This window comes from Sphingobium sp. (assembly GCF_033795625.1).
Lineage (GTDB): Bacteria > Pseudomonadota > Alphaproteobacteria > Sphingomonadales > Sphingomonadaceae > Sphingobium.
In genome coordinates, this window is the sequence record NZ_JARYGI010000003.1 from 12000 (window position 1) to 25049 (window position 13050).

At 62.9% G+C, this 13050-nt stretch carries 11 protein-coding genes; 7 read left to right on the forward strand and 4 right to left on the reverse strand.

The features are described from left to right. Position 1 precedes the first annotated feature (1 nt). Both QHC67_RS02180 and QHC67_RS02185 read right to left on the reverse strand, forming a co-directional pair. Positions 2-1438, reverse strand: coding sequence for a L,D-transpeptidase family protein (locus QHC67_RS02180; protein ID WP_319290458.1), 1437 nt, complete (start codon positions 1436-1438; stop codon positions 2-4). A gap of 156 nt (positions 1439-1594) precedes the next feature. Then, positions 1595-1870, reverse strand: a complete 276-nt coding sequence (locus QHC67_RS02185) for an HU family DNA-binding protein (RefSeq protein WP_319290460.1) — start codon at positions 1868-1870, stop codon at positions 1595-1597. 219 nt (positions 1871-2089) lie between these two features. Between QHC67_RS02185 and QHC67_RS02190 the strand changes: the two genes are divergently transcribed. Together QHC67_RS02190 and QHC67_RS02195 are read left to right on the forward strand one after the other, a co-directional pair. Continuing rightward, positions 2090-3082 carry a LysR family transcriptional regulator gene (locus tag QHC67_RS02190; protein ID WP_319290462.1) on the forward strand — a complete coding sequence of 331 codons (993 nt, stop codon included), beginning with the start codon at positions 2090-2092 and terminating at the stop codon, positions 3080-3082. Positions 3083-3220: 138 nt separating this feature from the next. Beyond that, positions 3221-5323, forward strand: a complete 2103-nt coding sequence (locus tag QHC67_RS02195) for a TonB-dependent receptor domain-containing protein (RefSeq protein WP_319290464.1) — start codon at positions 3221-3223, stop codon at positions 5321-5323. A gap of 13 nt (positions 5324-5336) precedes the next feature. Here QHC67_RS02195 and thiS read toward each other — a convergent pair whose 3' ends face one another. Next, entirely contained in the window at positions 5337-6338 is a 1002-nt protein-coding gene (gene thiS / locus QHC67_RS02200; RefSeq protein ID WP_319290466.1) for a sulfur carrier protein ThiS, read from the reverse strand. A 147-nt stretch (positions 6339-6485) separates the two neighbouring features. Between thiS and aroQ the strand changes: the two genes are divergently transcribed. The 5 genes from aroQ (at position 6486) to QHC67_RS02225 (ending at position 10683) form a co-directional block, all read left to right on the forward strand. After that, positions 6486-6926, forward strand: a complete 441-nt coding sequence (gene aroQ, locus QHC67_RS02205; protein ID WP_319290468.1) for a type II 3-dehydroquinate dehydratase — start codon at positions 6486-6488, stop codon at positions 6924-6926. A gap of 95 nt (positions 6927-7021) precedes the next feature. Further along, positions 7022-7498, forward strand: a complete 477-nt coding sequence (gene accB, locus QHC67_RS02210) for an acetyl-CoA carboxylase biotin carboxyl carrier protein (RefSeq protein ID WP_319290469.1) — start codon at positions 7022-7024, stop codon at positions 7496-7498. A 10-nt stretch (positions 7499-7508) separates the two neighbouring features. After that, the gene (gene accC, locus QHC67_RS02215) at positions 7509-8861 is read left to right on the forward strand and encodes an acetyl-CoA carboxylase biotin carboxylase subunit (protein WP_319290471.1); all 1353 of its coding nucleotides are present in this window, start codon (positions 7509-7511) and stop codon (positions 8859-8861) included. After that, positions 8858-9202, forward strand: coding sequence for an arsenate reductase family protein (locus tag QHC67_RS02220; RefSeq protein ID WP_319290474.1), 345 nt, complete (start codon positions 8858-8860; stop codon positions 9200-9202). The genes accC and QHC67_RS02220 overlap by 4 nt, the downstream gene beginning before the upstream one ends. 731 nt (positions 9203-9933) lie before the next feature. Then, positions 9934-10683, forward strand: coding sequence for a ParA family protein (locus QHC67_RS02225; protein ID WP_319290476.1), 750 nt, complete (start codon positions 9934-9936; stop codon positions 10681-10683). Positions 10684-10689: 6 nt separating this feature from the next. On the opposite strand, the gene QHC67_RS02230 is transcribed toward QHC67_RS02225, so the two are convergent. Further along, a complete protein-coding gene (locus tag QHC67_RS02230) occupies positions 10690-13041 on the reverse strand; it encodes a putative bifunctional diguanylate cyclase/phosphodiesterase (protein WP_413818473.1) in 2352 nt (783 codons plus the stop codon). Between the last annotated feature and the right edge of the window lie 9 nt (positions 13042-13050).

Consider the following 13050-nt stretch of genomic DNA (forward strand, 5'->3'; position numbering starts at 1 on the left):
GTCAGTCCTTAGATGCTATTGCGATTGTGGCCGCACGGCGGCTGGAGGCTTCGATCTTTTCGGCCAGCAGCTTGTCCCAGCCATAAGGGTCGGCCCGGAAATTCATCGTGCCATTAGCGCTGGCGAACGCGGTCCAGTAGAGCAGATACACGGCCACCTGTTGCGGAAGTTGCTCGCGCTGGGTCTTGCCCGTGTCGATCAACGTCTGGATCTGGCCTGCAAGCGCGGGATCATTCTGCACCATCAATTCGGCAAGCGGTATCGGCTTTTCGAGGCGGACGCAGCCGTGGCTGGCCAGCCGGTCATAGCTGGAGAATTTCGCCCGTGCCGGCGTGTCGTGCAGATAGACCGCGAAGGGATTGTTGAAGTCGAACTTCAGGCGTCCCAGTGCGCTGTTCGGCCCGGCAGGCTGGACGATCCGCTCCCCCGTTTCCGGAGTACCGACAATCTTGTAGCCCTGACGGATCAGGGTCTTGCGCCCCTTGGGCCACAGCTCCCGCTTGGCGATGGACGCAGGCACGTTCCACGGCGGATTGACGACGATCGAATGGATGTTCGACACCAGCATCGGCGTCGCATTGGAAGGACTACCCGTGACGGCGCGCATCGACTTGACCGGCGCGTCCCCCTCGAACACCGTCAGCACGGCAGCGGCGATATTCACCTGCACCCGGTTTACGGGAAGGGAACGCGGCAGCCACCGCCACCGCTCCATGTTCGCCATGATCGCGGCGATCCGCTCCCTGACCGGCACATTCAGCGCGGCCAAGGTGCGGGCGTCGAGCTGCCCCGTTGGATTGAGGCCATAGCGGCGCTGTGCGCGTTGAACTGCCTCCACCAGAGGCTCGCCCGGCTTGCCCGTCTTGTCCTCGATGGCGAGGCGCGCCCGCACGGCAGACGGATCGGACGACGCGCTGAGCTGCGGCCATCCGCCAGCATCGCGAATTGCCTCATAATTGGCAAGACCGGCCTCCAGCGCCACATACCCCGCATAGCGCGGCGTCAGGCCCGCCACCCATTGCGGCAGCCGATCGGCGGCGACTGCCTGCGTCAGTCCCGGTAGCGGATCATAGGCGGCGGGTCGAATGGCCCAAACTTCGAGGAAGTCGGCAGTGTCCACACGTCCGCGGTACAGTGCCATGGCGCGGTCGAGCACGGCGCGCACGAGCGCATCGCCACTTGGCGCGACGTCCTTGGTGGATGTGGCAGTCAGCCCCTGATCGGATGCCTCGGCCAGCCAGTTGGCGAGAAACTTGGCCTGACTCGCCGACAGCTTCGGCAGCGGCAGAGGGGCGGTGGGCACGACAGGCGGCGGCAGGGTCGTGGACACCGCGGGCGGAGGCGTGGCTCCCGGCAACTGAAGCTTCAACTCCGCCCCTGCTGGAGAGGTGAGCGGAAGGAGAGCAAGAGTCAGGCCCGCAAGGGCAATATTGGACATCGAATTACGCATGGGTTGTGCAGATAGCCTATCTCGCCAGCCGATAAAACCGTGATTTAACCAAGCGACACAGTTCCTTCCGGTCGCCTAAAAAAGATCGGGCGCGACCCATAAAGAGCGCGCCCGACCATGATTCAGCAGCAAACCCGAAAGGATTTAGCCGTTCAGCTTGTCCTTGACCGCCTTTGCGGGGGCGAAGGAGAGCTTCTTGGAAGCGGCGATCTGGATCGTTGCGCCGGTGGCCGGGTTGCGACCTTCACGAGCGGGCGTGTCCTTCACCTTGAACTTGCCGAAGCCATTGAGCGAAACTTCCTCACCCTTCGCGGCAGCGTCTGCGATGGCGGAAAAGATTCCGTCGACCAGCTTGCGCGCGTCGGCCTTGCTGAGCGCATGAGCGGCGGCAACGGTGTCGGCAAGATCGCTATTGTTCATGATGTTTGCTCTTTCCTGTAGTAATGGAACAGGCGACATAGCGGCACAGCGAGGGCAGGTCCACCGGCAGAACGCCGAAAACGCTGCATTCTTACGATTATTACGGCTTGATATCCATTTTTCGTCGCATTTTGGCTCGATCTCCTCCTGCAAGCCGCGAAATCGCGGAAGCTGGACATTCGGCTTAACCGCGACGGGCTTTTGGCCTACGGTTCGTTGATGATCACTCCGACACTGCGGCAGCTCGACATATTCGCGCAGATGATCGCGTCCGGCAGCATCGCGGCGTGCGCCCGGGATCTCGATATGCGACCCGCCGACGTGGAACGCGAAATCGGAATACTGGAAAGCCGCCTCGGGCATCAGTTGTTCGACCGGCGCGGCGGGATGGTCACGCTGACCGACGCGGGGCGGAAGACGGTCGAGGCGATGCAGATGCTGACGGAGGCGCCCGCGGACCAGTGGGAGGACGTGCACGCGCCGGAGCCGGAAACGGCGCCACCTCCAGAACCGGAACTGGATCGCCCTTCTTGGAGCCGGACCGCCACGACAAAAGCGCAGCCGGAACCGAGTGGCGACACTTCCCCCCCTCCCCTGCGTGAGACGATCACCATAGCGGCGCATCCCGCCGTCTTCGGCCACTTTCAGGATGCGCTCAGCGCCTTCGAACACACCAATGGCGATGTCGCGATAACGCTCGATCTGGATACGCATACGGCGGCGCAGGCCATCCCGCGTCTCGCAGCGGGAGACGTCGACATTGCCTATTTCTATGCGCTGGGCCATCCGGCGGACTGGCCCTCGCGTTATGCGTGGAGCGAACAGCTTTCACTTTATATCGGCAGCGAACATCCATTGGCGGCAGCTGAGGGAGTGGCGCGCGAAGATCTGGCGAGCATTCCCGCGGTCACGCTCGCACCCGGTAACGCACTACGGCCGTTAATAGAGCAAGCGCTGGATGCGGGCGATCTGGACGGGGGCGATGCTGCTCTCGAAACGGACAACCTATACGAGATCGTCGTGGCCGTGCGTCAGGGTCTCGGCTATTTCGCCGCTTTCGGGCCTCTTGCTCGCGACTTCTCGCGAATGAAGGGTGTAAAACGGCTGCCGCTGCTCTTTCCTCTCCCATCGATCGACGTGAGGCAGGGCATCCGCGCCGCAGTGCGGGATGACGACGTCGTCGGGGCACTTTCTGAATATCTGTTCAGATAAAAGCGCTTAGAGGCTTTTCCATCACACTTCGTTCCTGATCGATAGTGCAACGCGGAAATGTTAAACAGGCGTATTGATATGTTGTATCATATTGCGATAAGCAGCCGCAGCACATCCTTTAAATCGAGTGACTAGCCCATGACGCGTTTGTTCCTGCTTGCCAGTTCTGCCATCCTTGTCCTGCCTGCCAGCCTCGGCACGGCATGGGCGCAGGAGCCGACCGACGACTATCATGACCCCAGGCCCACGGACATCGTCGTCACTGCCCTGATCCCGCGGCGTCAGGGCGACATCCTGTCCGGCACTTCGGTGGTCACGGGGGCGGAACTCACGCGCAACCTGCGCCCCACCATCGGTGAGACGCTCTCGCGTCAGCCCGGCGTGTCCTCCACCTCCTTCGGGCCAAACGCCTCTCGGCCAGTGTTGCGCGGTTTTCAGGGCGAGCGCGTACGCATCCTGACAGACGGTATCGGCAGTTTCGACGTCTCCAACACCTCGGTCGATCATGCCGTCGCGATCAATCCCTTGACCGCCGAACGCATTGAAGTCCTGCGCGGCCCTGCTGCGCTGCTCTATGGTTCCTCGGCGATCGGCGGCGTCGTCAACGTCATCGACAGCCGCATTCCCCGCCGGGTTCCCGACGAGCCGATCCATATCGACGCCATCGGCAGTTATGGCAGCGCCGCCAACGAACGCACTGGATCGGGCAAGATCGAAGTGCCTTTGGGCGACAAGTTCGTCGTCCACTTCGATGGCTCCTATACAAAGACCGGCAATCTCGACACCGGCAGCTACATCCTGACTCCCGCCCTCCGTGCCGAAGCCGCGGCGAGTGGCGACCCTGGTATCGCCGACCTTGCCAGTCTGCGCGGCAAGCTGCCCAACAGCAGCGCGGAGAACTGGGAAGTTGCGGGCGGCGCGGCATTCATTACGGATGGCGGCAATATCGGCTTTTCGGTCAACCATATCGACAATTTCTACGGCGTTCCGGCGCGCTATTCCTTGGAACCCGGCGAAGAGGCCGAACAGGTGCGGCTGCACATGAAGCAGACCCGCGCCGATCTGCGCAGCGAAATAGCAACCGGCGGCGGCTTCCTCGACACCATTCGCCTGCGCGCGGGCTTCGCCGACTACCAGCACCAGGAAATCGAGGACACCGGCGAAGTCGGCACGACCTTCTATAATCAGTCTGTGGAGTCGCGGCTGGAATTCGTACAGGCGAAGCGTGGCGGCTGGGACGGCGCATTCGGTGCGCAGATGTTCATCCGTGACTTCAACGTGATCGGCGAAGAAAAATTCCTCCCCAAGAACGAGACGCAGCAGTTCGGCGTGTTCACGCTGCAGTCGGTCGACCTGGGGGCCACGCGCATCGAGGGGGGCGCGCGGTTCGAACACACGATCCTGCGCGCGGTCGCCGATCCCGATCTCGACAACCCGGCTTATGACCGCACTTTCAATTCCGTGTCGGCGTCCTTCGGCGCTAGTCACGAGATCGTTCCGGGCTGGCGCGTCGGCCTGAACCTGTCGCGTTCGCAACGCGCGCCGTCAGCGGAGGAGCTATTCGCGCGCGGAAATCACGCCGGCACACAAGCATTCGAGCTGGGTAATCCGGACTTCGGCAAGGAAAGTAGTTGGGGCGTGGAAGGCACGCTGCGCGGTCAGGGCGAAGGCTATACCGTGTCGCTGTCGGGTTATCACAACTGGTTCGACGGCTATATCTACGAGAGCATCGTCGACGACAGCGTGTGCCAGACCGTCAACGGGGGCGAGGACCTCGAATTTCCCTGCTTCCAGAACAATCAGGCGAAGGCGCACTATTATGGCTTCGAAGTGCAGGGGACCGCTAAGCTGGCGCAACTCGGCAGCTATGCGATCAACCTGGATGGCAGTGCCGACTATGTGCGCGCGACGGTCGTAGGGTCAGGCCCCGCGCCGCGCATACCGCCGCTGCGGCTGCTGGGGGGCGTGGAAGCGGCGAGCGACCGGGTGACGGCGCGCGGCGAAATCGAGCACAGCTTCGCGCAGGATCGCACCGCCGCGACCGAGACCGACACGAGTGGCTTTACATTGGTGAACGCGTCGCTGACGGTAAAGCCGTTCGCGGATCATCCAGAGACCAGCATTGTGCTGTCCGCCAACAACATCTTCGATGTCGAAGCGCGCCGCCATGCAAGCTTCCTGAAGGATTACGCGCCTCTGCCGGGGCGGGACATCCGGGTGACGGCAAGAATAGGGTTCTGATCCGGGCGGCGCCTCAGATCAGACCGGCCAGTGGACTCGATGGGTCGGCGTACATGCGTCGGCCCATGCGCCCGGCAAGATAGGCCATGCGGCCCGCCTCAACCGCCGACTTCATGGCACCCGCCATCAGCACCGGGTTGCGCGCCTCGGCAATCGCGGTGTTCATCAGCACGCCCGTGCAGCCCAACTCCATGGCAACGGCGGCGTCGGAGGCTGTGCCGACGCCTGCATCGACCAGCACCGGAAGGGATGTGCCCTCCACGATCAGGCGGATCGTCACCTTGTTCTGAATGCCAAGCCCCGATCCGATAGGCGCACCCAGCGGCATGATCGCGACAGCGCCCGCATTCTCCAGCCGCTTCGCCGCGATCGGATCATCGACGCAGTAGACCATCGGCTTGAAGCCTTCGTTCGCGAGGATCTCCGTCGCCCGTAGCGTCTCGTGCATGTCCGGATAGAGCGTGCGCGCCTCGCCCAGCACTTCGAGCTTCACCAGATCCCAGCCGCCAGCCTCGCGCGCCAGTCGCAACGTGCGGATCGCGTCTTCGCCGGTGAAACAACCCGCCGTATTCGGAAGGTAGGTCACTTTCTTGGGGTCAATATAGTCCGTCAGCATCGGCGTATTGGGGTCCGACACATTCACGCGGCGCACGGCCACAGTGACGATCTCCGCCCCCGATGCTTCCAGCGCGGCGGCATTCTGCGCGAAATCCTTGTATTTGCCGGTGCCGACGATCAGCCGCGAGCGGAATGTCTTGCCCGCGACCGTCCAGCTGTCGTCCCGCACGGGCGCATGATCGCCGCCGCCGACGAAATGCACGATCTCCAGTTCGTCGCCATCCTCGACCAGCACTTGCGTCAGCGTGGAGCGCGGCACGACTTCCAGATTGCGCTCGACCGCCACCTTTTCCGGCACGAGCCCCATTTCGCTGGCGAGCTGCGCCAGGGTCATGCCTTCGCGGATGCGGCGATGCTCGCCATTTACGCGGATTGAAATAGTGCCGTCGACGCTCAATGGCCTGTCCTTCAAGGATATGCTTGGCAAAACGTATCTCGACTTCGCGCGACACGAGGCGCTAAACCCTGCGCGGGGAAAGTGCCTGAGGCGGCATATAGGGATCGCGGCACTCTCCCCGCAACCAGTAATAAGGGATAGGCGGGCATGACGGACAGCAGGAAAATCTTCGTTCTGAACGGCCCCAACCTCAATCTGCTGGGGACGCGGGAGCCGGATATCTACGGTTACGACACGCTGGACGACATTGCGGAGCGGCTGGAGGATGTGGCGACGCGGGCGCATGTCGAGATCGAATTCCTGCAATCCAATCACGAAGGGCATCTGATCGACTGGCTGCACGACGCCAATGCGCAGGGTGCGCATGCAGTGATCCTGAACCCTGGCGGCCTCACGCACACCTCCGTCGCGCTGCACGACGCGATCAAGAGCATCACGGTTCCAGTGATCGAGGTGCATCTGTCGAACCCTCATGCTCGCGAGCCCTTCCGCCACAAAAGCTATGTGGGAATGGCTGCGAAGGGAACGATCGCGGGCTTTGGCGCGCTTTCTTATAGCCTCGCGCTGGAAGCGGCGCTGGAGCTGTAAGCGCCCAAAAGGTTGCGCTCCACGACGAACCGCAATAGGCGCAGCGCCAACAAGGCAAAAATTGCCAAAGCACGAAATCCCAAAGAGGGTCATCCATGAACGATAAGAGTGAACAGGGTATGCAAGTCGATGTCGCGCTGGTGCGCGCGCTGGCGGAAATGCTGGACGACACGAACCTGACCGAAATCGAAGTCGAGGACGGCGACCGCAAGATCCGTGTCGCGCGCAAGGCCGCTGCGATCAACGCTGCGCCGCAGATGTATGCGCCCGCGCAGCAGGCCGCCGCTCCCGCCCCCGCCCCTGCCGCTCTGGCTAGCGAAGCACCTGCCACGGTCTCCGCCAATGCTGTTCGCTCGCCGATGGTCGGAACTGCCTACCTCGCCGGCAATCCCGAGGCGGCGAACTTCGTCAGCGTCGGCGCTCAGGTGAAGGCAGGCGACACGCTGCTGATCGTCGAAGCGATGAAGGTCATGAACCCGATCCTCGCTCCCACGGCCGGTACGGTAAAGGCCGTGCTCGTCGAAAACGGCCAGCCGGTCGAGTTCGACCAGCCGCTCGTAATTGTCGAGTAATCGCGCCGATATGAGCATCGAGAAGATCCTGATCGCCAATCGCGGCGAAATCGCGCTGCGCATTCATCGCGCCGCGCATGAAATGGGCATCAAGACGGTCGCGGTGCATTCCACTGCCGATGCCGACGCCATGCACGTGCGCCTTGCCGACGAAGCAATCTGCATTGGGCCGCCCGCCGCCCGCGACAGCTATCTCAACATCCCGAACATCATTTCCGCTGCCGAAATCTCCGGCGCGGATGCGATCCATCCGGGCTACGGCTTCCTTTCCGAAAACGCACAGTTCGCCGAGATCGTGGAAGCGCACGGCATCGCCTTCATCGGCCCGAAGCCGGAACATATCCGCACCATGGGCGACAAGGTGGAGGCCAAGCGCACCGCTGGCGCCCTCGGTCTGCCGCTGGTGCCCGGCTCCGACGGCGCGATCAGCGAGATCGAAGACGCCAAACGGATCGCGGCGGACATCGGCTATCCCGTCATTATCAAGGCCGCATCGGGCGGCGGCGGGCGCGGCATGAAGATCGTGCAGAGCGCCGACGAACTCGAAACCCAGATGCAGCAGGCCGGGTCCGAAGCCAAAGCCGCGTTCGGCGACGCGACCGTTTATCTGGAGAAGTATCTCGGCAATCCCCGGCACATCGAATTCCAGATTTTTGGCGACGGCAAGGGCAATGCCATCCATCTGGGTGAGCGCGACTGTTCGCTCCAGCGTCGTCATCAGAAAGTGCTGGAGGAAGCGCCCTCCCCCGTCATTTCCGCCGCCGAGCGCGACCGGATGGGCGGGATCGTATCCAGGGCGATGGCCGACATGGGGTATCGCGGCGCGGGCACAATCGAGTTTCTTTACGAGGACGGCGAGTTCTACTTCATCGAGATGAACACCCGCCTGCAGGTCGAGCATCCGGTGACGGAGATGATCACCGGCGTCGATCTGGTGCGCGAGCAGATTCGCATCGCCGAGGGGCGTCCGCTCTCGGTCGAGCAGAAGGATCTCGTCTTCTCCGGCCACGCGATCGAGTGCCGCATCAATGCCGAGGACCCGCGCACCTTCGCGCCCTCACCCGGCACCGTGACGCGCTACCATGTGCCCGGCGGCATGCACGTCCGCGTCGATAGCGGGCTCTATCAGGGCTATAAAGTGCCGCCTCATTACGACTCCATGATCGGCAAGCTGATCGTCTATGGCCGCACCCGCGAGGGCGCCATCATGCGGCTGAAGCGCGCGCTGGAGGAATATGTGATCGAGGGCATGAAGACCACGATCCCGCTCCATCAGGCGCTGCTGCGCGATCCAGAGTTTCAGGACGGCGCATACACGATCAAGTGGCTCGAAGAGTGGCTGGCGCGGCAGGGTGCCGAATGAAGGCGACCATTTACCATAATCCCGCCTGCGGAACCTCGCGCAAGACGCTGGCGATCCTTGAGGAGACGCCGGGGATCGACCTGACGGTGGTCGAGTATCTGAAGACGCCGCCCTCCGCCGACACCCTGCGCGCGCTGTACGAGGATGCGGGCATGACGCCCCAACAGGGCCTGCGGTTGCGCGGCACCGATGCGGTCAAGCGCGGCTTGCCCGATGCCGACGCGGAGACGGTGCTCGCGGCCATGGCGGCGGACCCGATCCTGATCGAACGGCCGCTGGTACGCACCGACAAGGGCGCGGCCCTGTGCCGCCCCCAGGATAAGGTGCGCGACCTGCTCTAGAGCCTGTCCGGGATTACGTTTCCGGCGGCGCCTTGGAGTGCGGCGGCGGCAGCCAGCTTGCAGCCGCTGTCGCACATCGATCCACCTTACCGTCGGCTACACTCAATTCAGCGCATAGCATTCCGATGTGGCGACGTTCTGATCGGTCGCGGGATTAACCCCCTGCAGAAGGCAGATCATATAAGTCTTGCGCAGGCGCAGGGTCACGACCGGGCCAGTCGTGGCCACGTAGGAATTGATAATGGTTCCGCCCGCATTGAGCATGTCAGTGAGCGACTGCGATACGGGAGAAAGTTTCGACGGTACCGAGAGCGCCTTGTGAGGAGACTTGACAGGCTCAGGAATAACGGGGCAACGAGATAAAATGGCTTCATGAACAAATAAGCTCCAAGGCGGCTAAAGCGGCCATCTTCGACAAGGGTGGCGCATATCGCTGTCCAGGCAAGGACGAGTCCGATCAGACGGAATCCCGGCCGGAAGCAAGCGAAGCTATACGCACGCGCAGTCGGTTAGCACGTGAATTCTACGGCGCACGCCGCGCACACTAGAGGTTCGCAAAACCTCCATCTTGCGGGACTGCCTGCCACGCAGCGAAAGGCCGCTGCTGGACGATGCGCGACCCTCGCGCCGTGATCGGCAGTCGGCCGCCCGCGCTGAGGTCGTCGCACAATTGTAATATCGCCGTGATCTATGCCTTGCCATGGGGCGGCGGGGGTGTTTAGCCTTTCGCCATGGTCAGGAATACGGATTTGGCGACGATCGCGATCTACAGCCTGAAGGGAGGCGTCGGGAAGACGACTTTCGCCATCAACCTGGCATGGGCCTCCGCCGCCATTTCCAAGCGCCGCACGCTGCTATGGGATCTCGATCCGCAGGCTGCCGCGACATGGCTGATCTCAGGCGACAAAACCGGGCGCGACGAGGCGACGGCGATCTTCAGCAAGGATGTCGATATCGATACGCTGATCCGCCCGTCGACCGTGCCCGGCATAGATTTGATCGCGGCGGATACGTCGCTACGCGGGCTCGACCGGCTGTTCTTCGACATGGGCAAGAAGAAGCGGCTGGCGCGGCTGATTGAGGGCCTGGGCAAGTCCTACGACCGGATCATACTCGACTGTCCGCCGGGACTCACCGAAACCAGCGAGCAGGTGCTGCGCGCCGCCGATCTGGTGATCGTGCCGGTCATCCCCTCGCCGCTTTCGCAGCGTGCGCTGGGTGAAGTGGCGCGCTATCTGGTGCAGCGGGGCGGCGGTCATGCGCCGATGCTGCCCGTCTACTCGATGGTGGACCGTCGGCGGGGCCTGCACCGCGCCGCGCTGGAAAGTCAGCCCGACTGGCCGGTCATCCCGATGGCGAGCGCCGTGGAACAAATGACGTCACGGCGGAAGCCGTTGGGCGCCTTTGCTGCCAGATCGCCAGCGGCGCAGGAATTCGCGCAATTATGGACGGGGATAGAGCGAAGGCTGACCCGCGCCTGAGAAAGCTCAGGCGACGGCGCTCGCCCCGTTTCGGCGGAACAGCAGCAAGGCTTCCTCTGCGGGCATCGGACGCCCGAAGTAGAAGCCCTGTATCTTCGTACAGCCAAGCGCATTGACCAGTTCGACTTCGGCCTGCGTCTCCACACCCTCTGCCGTCGTAGCCATGCCCAGGCTGGTCGCCAGCGCAACGACGGCGCGGATGATGGCGAGGCTTTCGGGCACATTCCGCGCGGCGCTGACCACGAAACTGCGATCGATCTTGATCGTGTTGAACTTGGTCCGGCTGAGATAGCCGAGCGAGGAATAGCCGGTACCGAAGTCGTCAAGCGACAGCCGGATGCCAAGCGCCAGAAGCTGTTCCAGTATCTGGGTCGCCATCGTCCCTTCGCGCATGAACACGCTTTCGGTGACTTCCAGCTCCAGCCGGTGCGGAGGAAGTCCGCTCTGGGCAAGGGCGGAAACGACGCAGGACACGAATTGCGGATTGTGCAGCTGCTCCGCCGAAACGTTCACGGCGACGCGAACGTCATAGGGCCAGTTCATGGCCTCGTCACACGCTGTACGCAGCACCCATTCGCCGATCGGCGCGATCAGCCGCGCGTCTTCGGCAACGGGAATGAACTTGGCGGGCGAGATCGCGCCCATTTCCGGATGCGTCCAGCGCACCAGCGATTCGAAGCCTTCGATGGCGCCGGTTACGGCATTCACTACTGGCTGATAGACGACGTGCAGTTCGTCCTTTTCCAGTGCCTCGCGCAGTGCGATCTCCAGCGTGCGGCGTTCCTCGGCATGGATGTGCAGGCGCGGTTCGTACTGGCAATGGGTGCCGCCGCCTTCGTCCTTCGCGCGGTACATGGCAAGGTCTGCGCTGCGGATCAGCGTCTCGGTCGTCCGTCCATCGCGCGGCGCTATAGCCGATCCGACCGACGCGCCGATGTGCAGCGTGTGCTGGTTGACTTCATAGGGGCGTGACAGGACGTCGATGACTTCGTGGGCAAACTGCTCGATGCGATAGGCTTCGGTCACGTCGCGCATGACGATGGCGAACTCATCGCCGCCGATGCGGCCGCATGTCTCGTGCGGCCCGCAGGCATTGAGCAGGCGCAGGGCCACCTGTTCCAGCAGCTTGTCGCCGACCTGATGGCCCAGCGTGTCGTTGACGGACTTGAATCGGTCGAGGTCGATCATCAGGAACGCACAGCGGCCATTCCATTTCGTCACCACTTCAAGCGCAGAGGACAGCGCCTCGCTCAGTTGCAGGCGGTTGGGCAGGTTGGTGAGCGCATCGAAGCGGGCCAACTGCGCGATCTTGTCGGAGGACTGACGCTTTTCGGTGACGTCGGAGCCGACACCGCGGAAACCCAGAAAGCTGCCGCTTTCGTCGAGGCGCGGCGAAGCGGATAGCTCCCACCAGCGCTTCGTGCCGTCCACTTCGACGGGGAGCACGATATTGCTGAAGCTTTCGCGGCGCTTCAGCTTTTCGGCCACTGCGCGCAGTTCGGACGTGAAGTTGCCGCTGTCCCACTGGCTGCCCGCCAGGATCTGGACGAAGGGCTTGCCTTCTAGGTCGGACGGCGCAACGCCCAGAATGGCGGCGAAACGCGGCGACACGCCATTTATGCGGCGCGCACTATCCGTCTGCCACAGCCAGTCGGAGCCGCTGTCCTCGAATTCGCGCAGCAGCAGGCTGACGACTTCACTCTTTTCGGCAAGCTCGGTGCTGGTGTGGAGGTGCGAACCGAAGGCCCGCGCATGTTTGAGGCTGGTGATCAGGAGAACGAGGGCATAGCTGGTCGCCAGCGCCTGAAGATGGACGCCATAATTGCCAGCGAACAGCAGGAACCCACCTGCGCCCGCCGTGATCAGGAACCCTATCGAAGCCAGCGGCAGTGCGGAAAAAGCGACTGCGGCGCCCACCATCAGACAGCTGTTCAGCGTCCAGAGGGCCATGATCTGATCCGGTCGACCAGCCTCCGGCAGCAGGATGATGGCCAATGTCCACAACACGCCCTGCGCCATCATCACGGCGCCATGGATCAGGATGTCGCGGCGTTCGACCCCGGCGTAATCGCTTGCGATCCGCTTTCGGCTGAGGCGCAGCGGAACGACCATCAAAGCCACCGCTGCAACCGACCAGCCGATCAGAAGCGGCATGTGCGGCGTGCCGCTGAACACGTTTGCGACGAACAGGATGACGAACAGGTTGAGCACGAACTGCACGATGTGCAGGCGGTCCATCGAAAAAAGCTGCTGGCGATACAGCAGATCGGCCGATCCTCGTGGAGGAAGGGCAAGCCCCATCAATACCAATAAGGGCAGTTTCTCCCCGTCAGCACCGGGCGCTTTTGAAGATTCCATGTTCACCCG

Bases quoted from the DNA above. Each gene is read 5' to 3' on its own strand.
- QHC67_RS02180 (WP_319290458.1), bottom strand. From the start codon at position 1,438: ATGTCCAATATTGCCCTTGCGGGCCTGACTCTTGCTCTCCTTCCGCTC.
- QHC67_RS02185 (WP_319290460.1), bottom strand. From the start codon at position 1,870: ATGAACAATAGCGATCTTGCCGACACCGTTGCCGCCGCTCATGCGCTC.
- QHC67_RS02190 (WP_319290462.1), top strand. From the start codon at position 2,090: ATGATCACTCCGACACTGCGGCAGCTCGACATATTCGCGCAGATGATC.
- QHC67_RS02195 (WP_319290464.1), top strand. From the start codon at position 3,221: ATGACGCGTTTGTTCCTGCTTGCCAGTTCTGCCATCCTTGTCCTGCCT.
- aroQ (WP_319290468.1), top strand. From the start codon at position 6,486: ATGACGGACAGCAGGAAAATCTTCGTTCTGAACGGCCCCAACCTCAAT.
- accB (WP_319290469.1), top strand. From the start codon at position 7,022: ATGAACGATAAGAGTGAACAGGGTATGCAAGTCGATGTCGCGCTGGTG.
- accC (WP_319290471.1), top strand. From the start codon at position 7,509: ATGAGCATCGAGAAGATCCTGATCGCCAATCGCGGCGAAATCGCGCTG.
- QHC67_RS02220 (WP_319290474.1), top strand. From the start codon at position 8,858: ATGAAGGCGACCATTTACCATAATCCCGCCTGCGGAACCTCGCGCAAG.
- QHC67_RS02225 (WP_319290476.1), top strand. From the start codon at position 9,934: ATGGTCAGGAATACGGATTTGGCGACGATCGCGATCTACAGCCTGAAG.
- QHC67_RS02230 (WP_413818473.1), bottom strand. From the start codon at position 13,041: ATGGAATCTTCAAAAGCGCCCGGTGCTGACGGGGAGAAACTGCCCTTA.